A 15,514-nucleotide genomic window follows, 5' to 3' on the forward strand; every position below is an offset into this window, starting at 1 on the left:
CGGGGCATTGATCGGCATCGGCGACGACGAAATTCGTGCCGAATCAAAAGGCCATCCGAGTAGCCAATCCCTGTGAAAATAGGAACCTAACAACCTACCCGCGAGGGCGGAGCTGACTGGAGCGCTCTGCTCGTCGCAGTAGCATTTAATCTCGCGGGAGGATCGGGTCCCTCGCTAGCCAAACAATCTGCCTAGACATTTAGAGTCACGACAGCAGAAAAAAGCCGAGCAAAACCGCGAACACTGCGTCCGCCGCCGCCAGCGGCTACCGCCTGCTGTCCTGCGGCTTCTCGTGAGGCTCCTGGCCTTTCGACCACCAGACAAAATACAGCGAGCCCATCTTCATCACGGGAACGCGGCGGTCGCGTTCCCGGGCTCGCAACTCACGATAGGTCTTCATCTTCAGAGTGCCGCCCGGCAGCCTGATACGCACTGCCATCGGTCCAACTCCCGTTGTGCAACGCAGCAATTGTGTGCAATGCGGTAAGTAGAGACCTTCCGTTACGGAAGAGTCAACAGCAGCATCATCAACTTATTTTGCGAGCTGGCCGGCGCAGGCTTCGCGGTGCCGGGCGGGCAGGCGCATGCCCGGACGAAAGGAGCTTCATCCTGGCGACTGATCGTCAATCAGGCGCTGGCGGTTCGACCACCAGGTGAAATAGACCCGGCCGAGCCTGACGACGGGTACGCGGCGGGCGCGTTCGCGATCGCGCAATTCGCGATACACCTTCACCTTCAGCGTGCCGCCAGGCATCCTGATACGCACCGCCATCGATTCCGCCACCCCATTGTGCAACGCAGCACAAGAGACCTTCCGTCGCGGAAGAGTCAACGCCTGCCCGCTGACTATTTTTGGGATCTGGCGAGCGGTCTTCGGAGGTTTCGGCGCGCAGGGCGGTTCCTGATCCCGCACGGAGGCACCAGTGCCCGGTCGGGATCGTCGGGTGCGCGGGCTATTTCCTGGGCGGGGGTTTTTTGGGCGAGGATGGACGATCGGACATGCCGCTCGGCCACCAGATGACGAAGTAATTGCCGACCTGCCAAACCGGCACCTCGCGATTCTGCTCGCGGCGCCGCAGCTCGTCGCTTTTCTTGATCTTCAAAGTCCCGCCTGGGAGTCTGATTCTTATCGTCACGTGTCCTCCCGCACCCGCTACAGGTACGAACGATATACGCGAACAGTTTCATCCCGGCTAAGCAATTTCATCCAGGCCGAGCAATTTCGGGGCCGATACAGCGCGCCGGACCGGCGCGAGATCGCCGAAACCGGCTCTATTTGAAGAAATCCGCAATGCCGTTGATGGCCAGCACCGCATAGACGATCGGTCCGGCGATAAACGCACAATAAAGGCAGAGGATCGCTGCCAGCACCGCGAGCAGCGGCTTGTCGCGACCGACGGCGCGGAGCTCGGACCTCACCGACCAGCGCGCCGCAGCGGTTTGTTCATCATCAGGCATATGCACCATCCCGCGGCCATTTCACACGGCGGGTCGAAAACATCAACCTTCCTTGCCACATCGGCACGCGCTGCCGCCCAATTCTGCTTTGCCGCCACGCATCCGTTTTTCAACCTCAAAACCTGCCCACAAGGGCGGAAAGGACTGCCCATGGACCTTTCATTCAAAGGCGCCGCGAGGCGCCTCGATGATATAGACTTGCCGAAACTCGGCGCCCGGATCGGCGTCAGCGAGGACGAGATCCACGCGTTCCTCGATGTTGAAACCAGCGGGCACGGCTTCGACGCCGTTGGCCGGCCGGTCATCCTGTTCGAACCGCACGTCTTCTACCGCAACCTGTCGGGTGCCAAGCGGGCAAAAGCGGTAGCCGCCGGCCTCGCCTATCCGAAATGGGGCGAGAAGCCCTATCCAAGGGATAGCTACCCACGGCTCAGGGCAGCTTGTGCGATCGACGAAACCGCGGCGCTCAAATCCGCCTCATGGGGCTTGGGCCAGGTTCTCGGCGAGAATTTCAAAGCCGCCGGCTTTCCTACCGTGCAGGCGATGGTCGAGGCGATGATGGCGGACGAGGCGCTGCAGCTCGGCGCGGCGATCGATTTCATCGTCGAGAAGCGGCTCGACGACAATCTGCGCAATCACGACTGGGCGGGATTCGCCAAGGGCTACAACGGCGCCGGCTATCGCAAGAACGCTTACGACACGAGGCTTGCCGAGGCCTATCGCAAATGGTCGCGCATCAAGGATACGCCGTGGCCGTCTGCCGGTCTGGTGGTCCTTCGGCCTGCAGCTCCGCTAGAGCCCGCAAAATCGATTCCCGTTCCACCGCCGGCCGCCGCGCTCTCTGCGCCTCCTGTGCCTGTCGCCAAGCCCGGCTTCCGGGCAGCGCTGATCGCCGCCGTCCTGAAACTATCAGCCATCCTCAAACTGTTTGGAAGGAAATGACATGTGGACCCGGATCAAGAGCTTTTTCTGCGACAGCGAGACAATATTCTGGGCGCGGCTTCAGGCCGCCATCGGCGTCATCGCGAGCATCGTCACCTATGTCGACCCGCAGGTTCTTTCGCCGATCATTCCGGGCGAATGGTTCCCCTGGTTTCTTGTGGTCAACGGCGTTTTGACCGAGTTCCTGCGCCGCCGCCGCGCGGAGGATTTGTGATGGCCGCACTCCTCGCCATTCTCGGCGCCATCATCGGCAACAAGCTCGTCATGACGATATTCGCTGCTGTGGCCGGCGGCATCGGCCTTTATGTTGCGGGCGGCATCAACCGGGCGAAGAAGGAGGCGGCCAAACAGGCCGAGGCAAAAGTCGCGGCCGGAGAAGATCGCCTCGAAATGAACCGCGAGGCCGCCGCAGAAGAGCGCAAGGCGGCCGGCATGACCGATGCGGCAGCACGAGCGGAGGCTGGGAAATGGGCAAAGCGCTGATCCTCTGCCTGGTGCTCGCCGGCTGCACGACAACCGCGCCGGCCGGCAATCCGCGCCAGGTCTGGTGCGACCACAACCAGCCGCGCCGGCCATCGGCGGCCATCGTCGCCGCCGTGACCCGGCCCGAGCTCGACGAGATGAACGCCTTCAACGGGCAGGGTGCCAGATGGTGTGGGTGGACGCCATGATGCATGAGCTGCTCGACGTTCTGGGCATCAAGGCGCCGGTGCTGGTCGCCGGCCTTTCCGGCGGTATTTTGCGGGCTTTGTCGCGTCATCGCTACAAGGTCCGCGAAATGGTGGCCTCGCCGATCTGCGGCGCGCTGGCGGCGGCCTATCTGACGCTGCCGGTCGTGCATTATTTCCGCGCCGCCGGCCTGCCCATTCCTTCTCCGGACGACGACACCACGACGCTCGCCGCCGCGTTCCTCATCGGCGTCTCGGCGATGTGGATCTCGGATATCGTCTTCGAGGTGATCGTGCGCCGGTTCGGGCCGGTGAAGGAGGAGTAAGCCGCCCAAGCTGACAAAAGAGTGACGTTCAGTTGAAGCCCGCGGCGCCGAAAGGTGCGGCGGGCTTTTGCATTTTCCCTGGCAATCTGTACGATCTTTTCTCTGCGAGGGCGGCTCGATCCGGCGCTTGCGAAACCAAGATACGCTTTAGGCCTCACGGGAGATGGTGTCATGCTTGCCAGAGTCCTGACACAAGCGGCAGTCCTGACAGCCGGGGCGCTTCTGTTTGCCGCGACGGCCCATGCCCGGCCGGACAGCCGCGCGATGACGTGTGAACAGACACAGCTTCTGATCCAGAGGCACCGCTCGGTGGTGCTGACCACCGGACGGAACACCTACGACCGATACGTGCGCCAATTCGGCAATGAATGCGACTGGCCGCAGATGCCGCGCGTCGCTTATATCAAGACGCGTGACGGTCAATGTCTGGTCTATCGCTGCCAGGAGCCGGTCTTCGACCTCCCGAATTGAAAGCAGGGGCTTTTTCATCCGGCCGCCGACGCGGACAGCGAGGGCAGTGCGAAAGGCGGTGGCTCATTCTTCGTCGAAAGGACCACCTTCGCGTGCGAGATCGCGTGAAATAACGCGTTCATCGGTATCGTCCGGCAACGCCTCGTCGCTTTCCTGGTAAGCGTTATCGTCATCCTCCTCCGGCAGTTCGCCGTCTTTCTCGACGTCGTAACGGATGTCGCCGTTTTGCGGCACGCCGTCTGGGAGAATTCTCCCGCTCCGGATGGCGTCCCAGTCCTGCTGCTGGATGGTCGGGCTCTCCGTCTCGTCGTCGGTTCGTTCTTTCCTGCGCGGTTCCATCGCTGGTTCTCCATAATGTCGGCGGCCCTGAACTGGCTCAGTGGTTGAACTCATAAGTCTGGCGGCCGGTTCCCGGGCCACTGCGGTCCGGGCGCATTGCCGCACGACGGAACCAATCGCGCCTGCCTGCCTTCACAAGTCAGACGATGCTGGCGCGAAAGGAGCTCGACATGAGACCGCTCATTTTCTTGCCGTACATGCTAGGCGCGCTGGTGCCGGCGTCCGCGCAGCCGGGCGAACAGTCGCAATTCGACCGCTGCAAGGTCGAGCCGCCGGACAAGAACAGCCAGCAGCAGCAGCCGGCCGGCAACAATTTGTCCGATATGCTCGAGCCATGCGGTGGGGTGCTGAAGCCGCCGCCAACGGGCGATCAGGGCATGGCGGCACCACCGGCGGATGAGGGCAGGACCCCGGTGATCAAGCCTGGCGAGGTGCCGCCACAGCCGCCCAAGCAGTAGCCGCTTCAATTGCTGCGACAGAGGCTGCCCATGGGGCTGCGACGGGCGGTAACGCCGCGCCGCTCGAGCCGGCAGGTTAGTTGCAGTCGCCTAGGAACATTAGCTTGTCCTAAATGTTGTTTTAGACGCAGCCGATATCACCCCCTCCGGTATCGCTGCTGATCGGGAGACCGATCGGGGGGGGGGGGGGGGGGGGCGGGCGGCGCCCCGCCGCGCCGGCGCGGAAATACCCCCCCCCCGGTTGGGGGGGGTTTGGGTGCCCCCGCGGGCCCGGGGGCGGGCGCGGGGGGCCACCGCAGCTCATCCGCAGTCCATTCGCCGCACCGCACGGGCACTTCACCGCTATTCGATTAGCCGCCACTTACGGAACAACAAGGTGGCCTGGGCGTTTGCCTAGAGGGTTCGCCGCTTCGACCGGAATGCCGCGTCGCAACCGTAAAGGCGAGGCCCGTAACAACAGGAGTAGACGATGAAAATCCACCTTGTTCCTGCTGCGGCGGGATTGGTGTTGCTCGCCGGCGTCGGCGTGGCCACCGCAGACCAGGTGATTGTCACGCCCGAACAGCAGACGGTCATCCGCGAATACGTCCACAAGCACCCGTTGGCGTCGATCAATCTTCTGGGGGTGGAGCTCAATATCGGTTCCACGTTGCCCGATACGGTCGAGCTGCAACCGATCGATGTTCCCGACGTGCAGTACAGATACGTCGTCGTCGACGGTCGCACCGTGCTCGTCGACCCCGGCACGCGCAGGATCGTGCACGTCATCGAGTGACCGGCGTTCCCAAACCGCGAACCGGATTTGGAAAGGTCACGGTCTAAATTATCAAAAGAGCTCCATCCCGAAGGATCGGGATGGAGCCGCTGTCGTCTCGAAACAAGGAAAGGAGCCATTCCCATGCTGCCGCATGTCGAGCCGACCAACGTGGCCGCAGCCGTCGACAAATTGCTTGCTGAACGAGGCGATGGCCTGCTGTCGATGAAGGCAGCGATTGCGCTGTTGCGCGAACGCACCGGAACGGAGCGCTCGGACGCCGATCTTGAAGGGCTGATCATCAAGAAGGCGGCGCTCCTCGGCGTTGCTGTCCTGTGTGACAGAGAGGCTCAATAACGGTGCCTGCCGCTCAAGACGCGGGTCGAAATTTCAGCTAGAACAAAGTTGCTTACGCATGAACCGAGCCGACGGAGGCAACAGTGACGGACAGGCAGGAACGGATTCGCCAGCGGGCACACGCGATCTGGGAACAGGCAGGCAGGCCCGACGGGTCGCATCAGCAGCATTGGGATCAGGCTACCGCCGAGATCGACGCAGAAACCGCCGCGCAGGAGACCGCCAGCCGGCCGAAGCCGAAAGCACGCCAGCCTAAGCCGACGCCGGCCGCCAAAGAGGGAACCAAACCCAAGGCGCGACCGCGCAAAGCGTGAACTCGAGCGGATTTGATTGCATCGCTGGATCTCGTGGTTCGGTTGGCCCATCGTAAGGCGGGACCAGTCCTAACCAGTCCCGCTGCCGCCCACCCGCGATGGTAAGCCGGATTGTCGTGGCTTACTACTTACCGCAATTGTTGTCGTTGACAGTCGGGGAAACCGTCCCGGCAGGCTTGTTGGACGCATCGGGTTGGGCACCTTGCGGGGTTGCAGGGCAGTTTTGATCCGCATTGGAGTTCATGGCACCCGTCGTGCCCATCGTGCTGCTGGTCGTGCCAAGGTCGATGCCATTCGGCTTGGGCTGGACGACGATGCTCTTCTCACTGCCAGGCGCATTGTTGTCCGAGCCGGCATTCTGGGCCATCGCCGCGGTCGCCAGACCGGCTGCAAGTATGGAGGCTGTCAGGATTTTCGTAAGCATGTTGATCTCCATCATTCGGTTGTCGTCGCATGGCGACTACAGAGAAAACAATGCGGGCGACGGAAAGGTTCTGGCAAAAATGGCGCAGCACGGCGAAGCAAACACGCGCATGGCGGACCTTCTCGGCCCGTTTTCTATTGCCTCGTGTCGGATTGATGTAGTCGTTTTCAGATTTAAGAATTCGCCTTATTTCGATCGCCGACCGTTGGGGCGACGTTCGTCTATCGCGGCGCCCATCAGTTGACGCTCGCATTGCTTCACCCGGCAGAGGACCTTCCCGAAGTAAAACTTTCGGAAAATTTCACTACAAACTTCACTCGGCTGTTGTGTGAACAGATACCATGAGGCCAGTAAGTTGATCGGCAAAGAAACCGATAATCTTCTTGCAAATTAGTAGGTATGCAACCGGCGATGTCGCGGGCTGTTCAGCGCAATACAGCAAGGAGAGTGTTATGACCATCATAATCAAAACAATCACCGATGCGGTGGCGGGCAGCGCAGTTGTTTTCATGCTCTCGATGCCCGTGAATGCCGCGGACGGAATTGCCGTTGGTGTTGGCACTTCCATTGGCGGCAACGGCGGCATCAAAGCCGGCCTCGGCGCGACGGTTGGTGGCCGCCAAGGCATCAACGCTGGTGCCGGCGCAACGGTTGGGGGCAGCGGCGGCATCAAGGCCGGCCTCGGTGCGTCGCTGGGCGGCAGTCGCGGCATCAACGCCGGCGCCGGCGCAACGGTTGGCGGTTCCAGCGGCATTGCCGCGGGCGCCGGCGCGTCGGTCGCGGGCAGAAGCGGCATCAACGCCGGTGCCGGCGCCACGATCGGCGGTTCCGGTGGCATTGCCGCCGGCGCCGGGGTAGGTATCGGCAGCGGCGTCAGGGCCGGCGCGGGGGTCGGGATCGGCAGCGGCATCAATGTCGGCGCCGGTGTCGGGATCGGCGGTGGTACCAATTCGAGCAATCCGTCCAACCCGGGCAGCCCGTCCAATCCCAACAATCCCAACAATCCCAGCAATCCCAACTTACCCCAGGTCGTCGCCGACATGTCGAGCGACAAGTTGGCCAGGATGAAGAGGCGCTGCGTCGACGTGCTCAGCAGCGAAGGCACTTATGACAGCGATTTGCGCCAGTTGTGCCTGCTGATCGCGCGCCGCTAGGGCGAATACATCGGAATGAAATGTCCGACCGGCCGAGAGGCCTTCGTCCACCAAACCTCCATCAGTCCAAAGCCCGCCATTATGGCGGGCTTTTTGCCGAGCACGTGGCGGCAGCATGACGGGGGCTCACAAGAGCACGCGCCTCAATGCGTTTGACGGCCAAAATCCGGCGAAACGGTCACCCCGCCCTCCAAGGCGTCCCGACCCAGCGCGGGACTGCTTTGCATCGGTTCGGGGCACGCGAACTCCGCCAGATCGGTTTCCGCGAAGCCGTCGAACTCGATAGCTGCGCCTTGGAGCTGGGCTGCTTGCATGACGAGCCATTCGATGTCTTCGCGCGCAACATTCTCGGCAAGGTTCTGCAGTCGCGCGGCTTCGGCGACAGCAGTCAGATTGATGGCAATCCCGGACCGCAATGTAGCTCGGACTCGGGAACTGACGTCTTCGTGCAGGCGAACCGAAAATCCGTAGCGCATGGAAAACCTTCCTTTCGGGAGCGGTTTGTCCCTCGTGTTCTACCATGCGCCCAGGGTCCGCGATTGGCAAGCGAAAATCATCAAAAATCGTGTTGTGCCAAGTAGTTAGCGTATTTTGTTGATTGCCCATTTGATGCTTAATCCGCTTCATCGGACTTCTGCACGGATCATGCATCTGGAGGTCTTGACGTACTCTGCCAATATACCTAACTCTACAAAGAATTAGGAACATACTAACTCAGCTAATTTTAGCCTGGTATGGCTGGAGGCCGAGATGTCCGAACTGGAACGCCCGGAACGATTGCAGATCATGCTGACCGTCGATGAACTGGCGGCATTGGAGAACTGGCGCTTCGACAAGCGCATGCCGAGCCGGTCGGCTGCGGTACGCGAACTTTTGAGGCGAGGCCTCACAGCCGATGGCTTCCTGACGGCGGCGCATGGGACCAAGTCGCGCGACTTCGGCATTCTGCCGCATTCTGCCGATGGTGACGGGGCAGCCGAGGGGTCTTCCAGCAGCGAACAGTGAATCTCCAGCGACCCCGTTCGCCCGCCGCACCTCGCTGGCCTTCACGGCCGCTGGGTATCATCAAGCAGCTTGGTTTATCTGTGTGGCCCCTCCGCCGTCGGTTGACAGAGCTGGCGTTGCAGATACATTGCACAGGACTATACAGGTGCAATGAACAGGTATGCCTATGGTCCGCCGCGTGGTCCCATCGTCTCCCGGTACGGGCAAGCCCGAACAGATCGCCACGGTTCTCGAACATGAAATCCGCTCCGGTGTTCTGGGCTTCGGCGACCGGTTGCAAAGCGAGAACGAGCTCGTCCAGCGTTTCTCCGTCAGCCGCAACACCGTTCGCAAGGGCCTCGAGGAACTGTCCAGCCGCGGGCTGATCACCACCAAGGTGGGCATCGGCTCTTTCGTCACCTTCGATGGCAAGCCCGTCGATGACTCAATCGGTTGGTCGCGGGCGCTCGCCAACGCCGGCGCAAATGCCGAGACGCGGACGCTGCGGCTCGAGGTGATCGAGGACCCTGATCTTGCCGCACTGCTTGGTATAGAAAACCCGTTTTTCATCGCTGTCGATCGGGTGCGCACCAATGCCAGCGACGGCCACGCTATCTCCATTGAGCGCAGCCGCCTGCCATTGTCACCCGAACTGGAGGACGTGCCGTTACGCGGTCTGCGCGAAGGCTCGCTCCACCAGACGCTCCGCGGCGCCGGTCTCATTCCAGACCATGGCGAGGAATGGGTCGGCATCGAAATGCTCAACCCAGAGGACGCCGCAATCCTCGGCTGCCCGCAAGGCACGCCGTTCCTGCGCGGTTGCCGCTTGACCCGCGCCGCCGATGACCGGCCGATCGAATATGTGACCAGCCTGCTCAACCCGGCGCATTTTGCGCTGCATATGAGGTTCTGAGTGATGCCGGACGACACCGGGAACATAACCGATCGGGCCATGGGAGCGCTTGTGGGCGGGGCACTGGGAGATGCGCTGGGAATGCCGACGCAGCTTTTGTCGCCGGCGCGGATTGCCGAACTCTACGGTCATGTCGAGGACTTCATTGCTCCTTTCGCCGACCATCCGGTGTCGAAGGGACTCCCGGCCGGGACGATCACCGACGACACAGAACAGGCGCTTCTGCTTGGCCGTATCCTGGTCGAATCCGGTAACCGGTTCGACCATGCGCGGTGGGTCAACGCGCTGCTCGACTGGGAACGCGATGTCAAGGCGCGCGGCAGCTACGATCTGCTGGGACCATCAACCAAACGCGCCATCGACGCCATCAATAACGGTATGCCAGCCGAGGAAGCGGGACGCAGCGGCGACACAAATGGTGCAGCCATGCGCATCGCGCCAGTCGGCATCATGATGCCGCCAGAGCCGCTTGACGCACTGGTCGGCAAAGTGGCCGAAACTTGCAGGGCGACGCACAACACGTCAATCGCAATCGCTTCGGCCGCAGCGGTCGCTGCCGCCATCAGTCGCGGCATCGCTGGCGGTGACTGGCGCGCCGCTTCCGACAGAGCCATCGCCGGGGCGAGGCACGGGGCAACGCTCGGCTATTGGGTGACCGGCGGTGACATCGCCGCGCGCATTGGGTGGGCGCAGAAGCTCGTACGCGGCAAGGAGACGAGCGACGCGATCCGGCTGATCACCGATTTGGTCGGCACCGGCGTCGCCAGTCAGGAGTCCGTTCCGGCTGCATTCGCGGTGCTGGAAGTCGCCGGCGGCGATCCCTGGCAAGCGGCAGTCATCAGCGCCAATCTCGGTGGCGACACCGACACGATCGGCGCCATCGCGGCCGGCATGGCCGGTGCCTGCACCGGCTTTTCCCGATTGCCACAAAAACACATCGCCCGGATCAAAGGCCTAGACATTGGGCGGGTGCGCGCGCTCGCCGCCGACTTGGTCGCCCTGCGGACGGCGAAGAGCAGGTCCGGCAAGGATGCGGCAGCATGAGCGGGCGTCTCGTCCACATCGGCAGCGCGGTAGTCGACTATGTCTACCGCATCGATGCCTTGCCGGCACCGGGCACGGAGAAGACCGCATCGAGCTTTGCACAAGTCGCCGGCGGCGGCTTCAACATGATGGTCGCGGCCAGCCGCACCGGCATGAAGGTGGTGTTCGGCGGCCAGCTCGGCAGCGGACCCAATGGCGACTTCCTGCGCGCGGCCTTAGCCACGGAGGGGATCGAGACACTGACGCCGGCATCGCCGGTTCTGGACAGTGGCAATTGCGTCGCCATGATCTCGAGCGATGCCGAGCGCACCTTCGTCTCGTGGCCTGGTGCAGAGAGTTTGCTCAGCCTTGACATAATGGCGCTCATTTCGGTCGCACCGGGCGACTGGGTGTTCACCTCCGGCTATACGGTTAGCTATCCGGGAAGCCGAGAGGCGCTTGTCGACTGGATCGAGGTGCTGCCGGCGGAAATTCCTTTGGTCTTCGATCCGACGCCGATCATTTCAGACATTCCGCGCACCATTCTCGACCGGGTGCTGGCGCGCACGAGCTGGCTGAGCTGCAACGCCGCCGAAGCGGCTGAGATCGCCGGCACCGGCGATGTCGAGGCTATTGCTGCCCGGCTGCTGGCCAGCCACTGCCCCAACGCGGCAGGCGTGGTCGTCCGCGCTGGCGCAAAAGGCTGCTTCGTGCGGCTGGCCGACGGCACCGCCCAAGATGTGCCCGGGTTCAAGGTCGCGGCGGTAGACACCAACGGCGCCGGCGACACTCATATCGGCGCCTTCGTCAGCGCGCTCTCGCACGGCGTGTCGCCGTTCGAAGCGGCGCGTTACGCCAATGCGGCGGCGGCGCTCTCGGTCACCCGCCATGGCGGGTCGACGGCGCCGAACGACCAAGAGATCCAGCGATTCCTCAGCCATGACGATCGACCGACGACCGTGCATGGCCGGAAACAAGAGGCCCATTTCTGACAGCCTAATGGGATAACAAGCCCGCCAACCGGGCAACAATGAGAGGAACGAACATGCGCATGCCCAAACTGACTGCTTTTCTGACGGCAACCGCTGTCTTCGCTTCGGCGCTTACGCTGGCCGCCAGGGCCGACGAGGTGCACGTACTCAACTGGAAGGGCTATGGCGCCGACGAGCCCTGGGCCATAGCCGCCTTCGAAAAGGCAACCGGCAACAAGGTCGTCAACGACTTCTTCAATTCCGAACAGGAAATGCTGACCAAGCTCAGGACCAATCCCGGCCTTTACGATGTCGTCATGATCAATGCCGCCTTCAACGATCAGGCGATGGCGGAAAAGCTCATTCAGCCGATCGACACGTCCAAGCTGCCGAACTATGCCGACATCAGCAAGGACAAGGCCGGATCATCGATGCTTGTCCATGACGGCAAGGTCTATGGGGTGCCGTGGGTTTGGGGGCTGACGGCGCTCGCCATCAACGACAAGTCATTCGACAAGCCGCCGACCAGCATCGCCGAAATGTGGGATCCCGCCCACAAGGGCCGCGTTACCATCCGTGACGATGCCGTCGAGGCCGTGCAGTTCGGCGCCATCGCTACCGGCCAGAACATCAACGACGTCAAGGACATGGAGGCGGTCAAGGCGAAGCTGACCTCGCTGATGCCGCAGATCAAGACGTTCTGGAGCTCGGAGAACGACTGGAACCAGATGGTTGCCTCCAACCAGATCGACATCGGCACCTATTGGAGCGGCTCGGCCGACCGCGCCAAGACGCATTTCAAGCTGCCGGTCTCGCTGGTCATTCCCCAGGAGGGTGCTGTCGCCTGGCTCGACGCCTTCTCCATTCCGGTCGGTTCCAAGAATGTCGCCGGCGCCGAGGCCTTCATCAACTACATGATCGACCCAAAGTTCTATGTCGAATGGGTCACCAAGGTCGGCGCGCCGGTGTCGGCCAACACCAAGGCGGTCGAAGCGCTGCCAGAGAGTTCCTTCAACCGCAAGGTGATGGGCGACCCGGCTGTCGCCAAGCGCATCCAGTTCCAGGCGCCGATTACTGACGCGCAGCGCGAGACCTATCTGGCGCTCTGGCAGCAGCTCAAGGTCGACGTGAAGTAACAGCAGAAGCCGCGATCAGCCGACCATCAACGTCGGCTGATCCTTCCTATCCTGGGAGGAGATGTCATGGCAGTACAGATCGCAGCCGCGTCGCGCAGCGGGCTGAGATCGGCCTTGCCGCTACTGGCGCCTGCCTATCTCTGGCTGACGGTTGCAATTTTCCTGCCGCTCTCGGCCATGGTCTTCTTCTCCTTCATGACCGACCTGCCGCGATCGGGAAAGCCGTGGGCATTCACGCTCGAAAACTATGCCGCCTTCTTTTCACAAAGCCTTTACCTGACATTGCTGGTGGCCTCGCTGCGCCTCGGCCTCGAGGTGACGCTGTGGTGCATCGTCATCGGTTATCCCGCCGCTTACGTGCTGGCCAAGGTGCTGAAAGGCCGCAGCCGCGAGGCGATTTTCCTGCTCGTCATCCTGCCGTTCTGGTCGAACGGGCTGGTGCGCATCTTCTCGTGGGCGATGGTGCTGCGTGAAGGGGGCATTCTCGACACAGCGCTCAACGCCGTGCTGCCGTTCAAGATCAACATTGATCTCATGTATTCCTATCCGGCCGTCATCATCGGGCTGGTGCACTCCTACGTGCCTTACATGGTGCTGACCTGCTATCTGACCCTGCAGGCCATCGATGACTCGCTGATCGAGGCTGGGCGCTCGCTCGGCGCCTCGCGGCTGCAGGTGCTGAAGCGGGTCATCATTCCGCTGTCGATGCCGGGGCTAGTGGCGGGCGCAGTACTCATCTTCGTGCCGGTCGTTGGCTCGTTCATGGAACCGCGCATCCTCGGCGGCCGCACCGGCACCTTCTACGGCACTGTCATCGAGGACCAGTTCGTTGCCGTGTTCAACTGGCCGCTGGGTGCCGCACTGTCCTTCATCCTGCTGGCTGTGGTGCTGGTCATCCTGGCGGTTACTTCGCCGGTGCTGCGGAGGGCCGCTTAGTGGCGACGACCCGAATCCTGGAATGGCTCGGCCGGGTCTACATTCTGATGCTGCTCGCCTTCCTGTACCTGCCCATCATCATCATGGCGCTGATGTCATTCAACGTCTCGCCCTTTTACCAACTGCCGTTCGAGTGGACGACGGAATGGTATGCCTCGCTCTGGCAGAACAATCAGCTGATCGCGGCCACGCGAAACAGCGTCGAGATCGCCGTCATCACTACCATCATCTGCACCGCGCTCGGCACCGCGGCGTCGCTAGGGCTCTATCGCTACGACTTCCGCGGTAAGAAATTCCTGCAGGCGCTGCTGTTTCCGCCGATCGCCATACCGTGGCTGATCACTGGCACGGCGATGCTGATTTTCTTTTTCGGCGTTGGCATCGGCCGCGGGCTGCATGCCATCCTGCTCGGCCACGTGGCGTTGGCGCTGCCCTATGTCATCGTCGTCGTCTCGGCCCGGCTGCAGACATTTGCGCCAGAGCTCGAAGAGGCGGCGCGCTCGCTCGGCGCCAATCAATGGCAGGTGACGAACCGCGTCACGCTGCCCTGGATCATGCCGGGCGTCATTGCCGGCGGGCTGTTCGCCTTCGCCGTGTCCTTCGACCAGTTCGTCGTCTCCTACTTTCTGTCGACGCCCGGCCAAACGACGCTGCCGGTCGAAATCTACGCGGCGATCCGCAAGGGTTTCACGCCCGAGATCAATGCTGTCTCGACGATCATCATTGTTGTGTCGATGGCGCTGATGCTGCTGACGGCGCGCTTCTTCAAATTCGGCGGAGAGAAATAATGGCGGGCGTGCAGGTATCGAATGTGTCGCGCAGTTTTGGCGCGCACAAGGCGCTGGACGATGTCTCGATCGATTTCGCCGACGGCGGCTTCTACGCCCTGCTCGGTCCCTCCGGCAGCGGCAAGACCACGCTGCTGCGCCAGATCGCAGGCTTCGACTTTCCCGACTCTGGTCGCATCTCCATAGGCGGCGAAAGTGTTGAGCGGGTGCCGGTGGAGAAGCGGCGCATCGGCATGGTGTTCCAGAACTACGCGCTCTTTCCCAATATGAGCGTCTCCGACAATGTCGCCTTCGGACTGTCGGTGCGCGGCGAGCCCAAGGCGGTGATTGCCAGCGAGGTGCAGCGCGCACTCGACCTCGTGCAACTCGGCACGCTCGGTGGTCGCCGGCCGCACCAGCTCTCCGGCGGCCAGCGCCAACGGGTGGCGCTCGCTCGCGCGATCGTCACCACGCCGCGCGTGCTTCTCCTCGACGAGCCGCTCGGCGCGCTCGACAAGGCGCTGCGCGTGGACATGCAAATCGAATTGAAGCGTATTCAGCGCGAGATCGGCATCACCACGATCTTCGTCACCCACGACCAGGAAGAAGCGCTGACGATGAGCGACCGCATCGGCATTCTGCGCGATGGCAAGCTGGTGCAGGAAGGCCCGCCCGAGGAGATCTACGATCGGCCGAAGAGTGAGTTTGCCGCCACCTTCCTGGGCGACGCGAACATCCTTCGCGGCAACGCCACTGGTACGGGCATCCGGCTGCCTGACGGAACGGGGATTGCCGCAAGCGCGGGGGTTACGCTTGTCGCCGGCATGAAGGCGAGCTGCGCCGTGCGGCCCGAACGAATCCGCATCGCCACCAATGCCGGCGTTCCGGACCGAGCCCATGCCAACATACTCACGGGGCGGGTCTCCAAGCGTATCTTCGCCGGCAACAACAGCACATATTTTGTCGATCGCGATGGCCAGACAATCAAGGTCATCGTGCAGAACACCGGCATCGAAAAGCTGGCGGAAGGACAACAGGTGGTGCTGCGCTGGTCGTCCGAGAGTACGGTGCTGATCGACGCGAGCTAGCAGATCCAATCCTTCAGTCTTGCCAGGCGGT

General features: G+C 62.4%; 26 protein-coding genes. 19 read left to right on the forward strand and 7 right to left on the reverse strand.

What is annotated here, in order from left to right; translation table 11 throughout:
* Positions 1–265: 265 nt before the first annotated feature.
* The 4 genes from NKI50_RS16630 to NKI50_RS16645 all read right to left on the reverse strand — a co-directional run bounded on the left by NKI50_RS16630 (position 266) and on the right by NKI50_RS16645 (position 1,458).
* Positions 266–439, reverse strand: a complete 174-nt coding sequence (locus NKI50_RS16630) for a hypothetical protein (protein ID WP_023723043.1) — start codon at positions 437–439, stop codon at positions 266–268.
* A 165-nt stretch (positions 440–604) separates the two neighbouring features.
* Positions 605–772: a hypothetical protein gene (locus NKI50_RS16635; protein WP_023723042.1), complete on the reverse strand. Its 168-nt coding sequence runs from the start codon at positions 770–772 to the stop codon at positions 605–607.
* Positions 773–953: 181 nt separating this feature from the next.
* Entirely contained in the window at positions 954–1,103 is a 150-nt protein-coding gene (locus NKI50_RS16640) for a hypothetical protein (RefSeq protein ID WP_352496033.1), read from the reverse strand.
* A gap of 169 nt (positions 1,104–1,272) precedes the next feature.
* On the reverse strand, positions 1,273–1,458 hold the full coding sequence (locus tag NKI50_RS16645) for a hypothetical protein (RefSeq protein ID WP_023723040.1): 186 nt from the start codon (positions 1,456–1,458) through the stop codon (positions 1,273–1,275).
* 150 nt (positions 1,459–1,608) lie between these two features.
* On the opposite strand from NKI50_RS16645, the gene NKI50_RS16650 reads away from it, so the two are divergent.
* From NKI50_RS16650 to NKI50_RS16675, 6 genes are all read left to right on the forward strand, one after another.
* Positions 1,609–2,400 carry an N-acetylmuramidase family protein gene (locus tag NKI50_RS16650; protein ID WP_031195425.1) on the forward strand — a complete coding sequence of 264 codons (792 nt, stop codon included), beginning with the start codon at positions 1,609–1,611 and terminating at the stop codon, positions 2,398–2,400.
* Position 2,401: 1 nt separating this feature from the next.
* A complete protein-coding gene (locus tag NKI50_RS16655; RefSeq protein WP_023723038.1) occupies positions 2,402–2,614 on the forward strand; it encodes a hypothetical protein in 213 nt (70 codons plus the stop codon).
* Positions 2,614–2,883: a hypothetical protein gene (locus NKI50_RS16660; RefSeq protein ID WP_023723037.1), complete on the forward strand. Its 270-nt coding sequence runs from the start codon at positions 2,614–2,616 to the stop codon at positions 2,881–2,883. Before NKI50_RS16655 ends, NKI50_RS16660 begins: the two co-directional genes overlap by 1 nt.
* Positions 2,868–3,071 (forward strand): hypothetical protein, encoded by a 204-nt coding sequence (locus tag NKI50_RS16665; RefSeq protein ID WP_023723036.1) that lies wholly within the window; start codon positions 2,868–2,870, stop codon positions 3,069–3,071. Before NKI50_RS16660 ends, NKI50_RS16665 begins: the two co-directional genes overlap by 16 nt.
* The gene (locus tag NKI50_RS16670) at positions 3,071–3,394 is read left to right on the forward strand and encodes a hypothetical protein (RefSeq protein WP_036245970.1); all 324 of its coding nucleotides are present in this window, start codon (positions 3,071–3,073) and stop codon (positions 3,392–3,394) included. The genes NKI50_RS16665 and NKI50_RS16670 overlap by 1 nt, the downstream gene beginning before the upstream one ends.
* A 171-nt stretch (positions 3,395–3,565) precedes the next feature.
* Positions 3,566–3,865, forward strand: coding sequence for a hypothetical protein (locus NKI50_RS16675; RefSeq protein WP_023723034.1), 300 nt, complete (start codon positions 3,566–3,568; stop codon positions 3,863–3,865).
* A gap of 63 nt (positions 3,866–3,928) precedes the next feature.
* Here NKI50_RS16675 and NKI50_RS16680 read toward each other — a convergent pair whose 3' ends face one another.
* A complete protein-coding gene (locus tag NKI50_RS16680; protein WP_023723033.1) occupies positions 3,929–4,204 on the reverse strand; it encodes a hypothetical protein in 276 nt (91 codons plus the stop codon).
* 170 nt (positions 4,205–4,374) lie between these two features.
* On the opposite strand from NKI50_RS16680, the gene NKI50_RS16685 reads away from it, so the two are divergent.
* From NKI50_RS16685 to NKI50_RS16700, 4 genes are all read left to right on the forward strand, one after another.
* A complete protein-coding gene (locus NKI50_RS16685) occupies positions 4,375–4,662 on the forward strand; it encodes a hypothetical protein (RefSeq protein ID WP_352717138.1) in 288 nt (95 codons plus the stop codon).
* A gap of 469 nt (positions 4,663–5,131) precedes the next feature.
* Positions 5,132–5,437: a DUF1236 domain-containing protein gene (locus NKI50_RS16690; RefSeq protein ID WP_031195423.1), complete on the forward strand. Its 306-nt coding sequence runs from the start codon at positions 5,132–5,134 to the stop codon at positions 5,435–5,437.
* Between the two features lie 123 nt (positions 5,438–5,560).
* Positions 5,561–5,773, forward strand: a complete 213-nt coding sequence (locus tag NKI50_RS16695; RefSeq protein WP_352524156.1) for a hypothetical protein — start codon at positions 5,561–5,563, stop codon at positions 5,771–5,773.
* A gap of 83 nt (positions 5,774–5,856) precedes the next feature.
* Entirely contained in the window at positions 5,857–6,087 is a 231-nt protein-coding gene (locus NKI50_RS16700) for a DUF2934 domain-containing protein (RefSeq protein WP_352546988.1), read from the forward strand.
* A gap of 124 nt (positions 6,088–6,211) precedes the next feature.
* On the opposite strand, the gene NKI50_RS16705 is transcribed toward NKI50_RS16700, so the two are convergent.
* Positions 6,212–6,526 carry a hypothetical protein gene (locus tag NKI50_RS16705; RefSeq protein ID WP_023723028.1) on the reverse strand — a complete coding sequence of 105 codons (315 nt, stop codon included), beginning with the start codon at positions 6,524–6,526 and terminating at the stop codon, positions 6,212–6,214.
* Positions 6,527–6,963: 437 nt separating this feature from the next.
* Here NKI50_RS16705 and NKI50_RS16710 point away from each other — a divergent pair, with 437 nt between their 5' ends.
* Positions 6,964–7,665 (forward strand): hypothetical protein, encoded by a 702-nt coding sequence (locus NKI50_RS16710; protein ID WP_352546993.1) that lies wholly within the window; start codon positions 6,964–6,966, stop codon positions 7,663–7,665.
* A gap of 143 nt (positions 7,666–7,808) precedes the next feature.
* Here NKI50_RS16710 and NKI50_RS16715 read toward each other — a convergent pair whose 3' ends face one another.
* Positions 7,809–8,141: a hypothetical protein gene (locus tag NKI50_RS16715; protein WP_023721299.1), complete on the reverse strand. Its 333-nt coding sequence runs from the start codon at positions 8,139–8,141 to the stop codon at positions 7,809–7,811.
* 274 nt (positions 8,142–8,415) lie between these two features.
* On the opposite strand from NKI50_RS16715, the gene NKI50_RS16720 reads away from it, so the two are divergent.
* The 8 genes from NKI50_RS16720 (at position 8,416) to NKI50_RS16755 (ending at position 15,483) form a co-directional block, all read left to right on the forward strand.
* Positions 8,416–8,670: a hypothetical protein gene (locus tag NKI50_RS16720; RefSeq protein ID WP_023721298.1), complete on the forward strand. Its 255-nt coding sequence runs from the start codon at positions 8,416–8,418 to the stop codon at positions 8,668–8,670.
* A gap of 166 nt (positions 8,671–8,836) precedes the next feature.
* Positions 8,837–9,562 (forward strand): GntR family transcriptional regulator, encoded by a 726-nt coding sequence (locus NKI50_RS16725; RefSeq protein WP_023721297.1) that lies wholly within the window; start codon positions 8,837–8,839, stop codon positions 9,560–9,562.
* Between the two features lie 3 nt (positions 9,563–9,565).
* Positions 9,566–10,606, forward strand: coding sequence for an ADP-ribosylglycohydrolase family protein (locus NKI50_RS16730; RefSeq protein ID WP_023721296.1), 1,041 nt, complete (start codon positions 9,566–9,568; stop codon positions 10,604–10,606).
* Entirely contained in the window at positions 10,603–11,577 is a 975-nt protein-coding gene (locus NKI50_RS16735) for a PfkB family carbohydrate kinase (protein WP_023721295.1), read from the forward strand. The genes NKI50_RS16730 and NKI50_RS16735 overlap by 4 nt, the downstream gene beginning before the upstream one ends.
* Positions 11,578–11,630: 53 nt before the next feature.
* The gene (locus tag NKI50_RS16740; protein ID WP_023721294.1) at positions 11,631–12,692 is read left to right on the forward strand and encodes an ABC transporter substrate-binding protein; all 1,062 of its coding nucleotides are present in this window, start codon (positions 11,631–11,633) and stop codon (positions 12,690–12,692) included.
* 66 nt (positions 12,693–12,758) lie between these two features.
* A complete protein-coding gene (locus tag NKI50_RS16745; RefSeq protein ID WP_023721293.1) occupies positions 12,759–13,628 on the forward strand; it encodes an ABC transporter permease in 870 nt (289 codons plus the stop codon).
* Complete coding sequence (locus NKI50_RS16750; protein WP_031194613.1) at positions 13,628–14,416, forward strand: ABC transporter permease; 789 nt, start codon at positions 13,628–13,630, stop codon at positions 14,414–14,416. The genes NKI50_RS16745 and NKI50_RS16750 overlap by 1 nt, the downstream gene beginning before the upstream one ends.
* The gene (locus tag NKI50_RS16755) at positions 14,416–15,483 is read left to right on the forward strand and encodes an ABC transporter ATP-binding protein (RefSeq protein ID WP_023721291.1); all 1,068 of its coding nucleotides are present in this window, start codon (positions 14,416–14,418) and stop codon (positions 15,481–15,483) included. The genes NKI50_RS16750 and NKI50_RS16755 overlap by 1 nt, the downstream gene beginning before the upstream one ends.
* Positions 15,484–15,514 lie beyond the last annotated feature (31 nt).

This window comes from Mesorhizobium sp. M0563 (assembly GCF_040321065.1).
GTDB lineage: Bacteria > Pseudomonadota > Alphaproteobacteria > Rhizobiales > Rhizobiaceae > Mesorhizobium.

Excerpts from the sequence above, each read along its gene's own strand:
- NKI50_RS16735 (WP_023721295.1), top strand. The coding sequence starts at position 10,603 with ATGAGCGGGCGTCTCGTCCACATCGGCAGCGCGGTAGTCGACTATGTC.
- NKI50_RS16715 (WP_023721299.1), bottom strand. The coding sequence starts at position 8,141 with ATGCGCTACGGATTTTCGGTTCGCCTGCACGAAGACGTCAGTTCCCGA.
- NKI50_RS16755 (WP_023721291.1), top strand. The coding sequence starts at position 14,416 with ATGGCGGGCGTGCAGGTATCGAATGTGTCGCGCAGTTTTGGCGCGCAC.
- NKI50_RS16720 (WP_023721298.1), top strand. The coding sequence starts at position 8,416 with ATGTCCGAACTGGAACGCCCGGAACGATTGCAGATCATGCTGACCGTC.
- NKI50_RS16730 (WP_023721296.1), top strand. The coding sequence starts at position 9,566 with ATGCCGGACGACACCGGGAACATAACCGATCGGGCCATGGGAGCGCTT.
- NKI50_RS16695 (WP_352524156.1), top strand. The coding sequence starts at position 5,561 with ATGCTGCCGCATGTCGAGCCGACCAACGTGGCCGCAGCCGTCGACAAA.
- NKI50_RS16680 (WP_023723033.1), bottom strand. The coding sequence starts at position 4,204 with ATGGAACCGCGCAGGAAAGAACGAACCGACGACGAGACGGAGAGCCCG.
- NKI50_RS16660 (WP_023723037.1), top strand. The coding sequence starts at position 2,614 with ATGGCCGCACTCCTCGCCATTCTCGGCGCCATCATCGGCAACAAGCTC.
- NKI50_RS16635 (WP_023723042.1), bottom strand. The coding sequence starts at position 772 with ATGGCGGTGCGTATCAGGATGCCTGGCGGCACGCTGAAGGTGAAGGTG.
- NKI50_RS16685 (WP_352717138.1), top strand. The coding sequence starts at position 4,375 with ATGAGACCGCTCATTTTCTTGCCGTACATGCTAGGCGCGCTGGTGCCG.
- NKI50_RS16645 (WP_023723040.1), bottom strand. The coding sequence starts at position 1,458 with ATGCCTGATGATGAACAAACCGCTGCGGCGCGCTGGTCGGTGAGGTCC.
- NKI50_RS16690 (WP_031195423.1), top strand. The coding sequence starts at position 5,132 with ATGAAAATCCACCTTGTTCCTGCTGCGGCGGGATTGGTGTTGCTCGCC.
- NKI50_RS16675 (WP_023723034.1), top strand. The coding sequence starts at position 3,566 with ATGCTTGCCAGAGTCCTGACACAAGCGGCAGTCCTGACAGCCGGGGCG.
- NKI50_RS16725 (WP_023721297.1), top strand. The coding sequence starts at position 8,837 with ATGGTCCGCCGCGTGGTCCCATCGTCTCCCGGTACGGGCAAGCCCGAA.
- NKI50_RS16650 (WP_031195425.1), top strand. The coding sequence starts at position 1,609 with ATGGACCTTTCATTCAAAGGCGCCGCGAGGCGCCTCGATGATATAGAC.
- NKI50_RS16665 (WP_023723036.1), top strand. The coding sequence starts at position 2,868 with ATGGGCAAAGCGCTGATCCTCTGCCTGGTGCTCGCCGGCTGCACGACA.
- NKI50_RS16630 (WP_023723043.1), bottom strand. The coding sequence starts at position 439 with ATGGCAGTGCGTATCAGGCTGCCGGGCGGCACTCTGAAGATGAAGACC.
- NKI50_RS16740 (WP_023721294.1), top strand. The coding sequence starts at position 11,631 with ATGCGCATGCCCAAACTGACTGCTTTTCTGACGGCAACCGCTGTCTTC.
- NKI50_RS16705 (WP_023723028.1), bottom strand. The coding sequence starts at position 6,526 with ATGATGGAGATCAACATGCTTACGAAAATCCTGACAGCCTCCATACTT.
- NKI50_RS16710 (WP_352546993.1), top strand. The coding sequence starts at position 6,964 with ATGACCATCATAATCAAAACAATCACCGATGCGGTGGCGGGCAGCGCA.
- NKI50_RS16745 (WP_023721293.1), top strand. The coding sequence starts at position 12,759 with ATGGCAGTACAGATCGCAGCCGCGTCGCGCAGCGGGCTGAGATCGGCC.
- NKI50_RS16670 (WP_036245970.1), top strand. The coding sequence starts at position 3,071 with ATGCATGAGCTGCTCGACGTTCTGGGCATCAAGGCGCCGGTGCTGGTC.
- NKI50_RS16655 (WP_023723038.1), top strand. The coding sequence starts at position 2,402 with ATGTGGACCCGGATCAAGAGCTTTTTCTGCGACAGCGAGACAATATTC.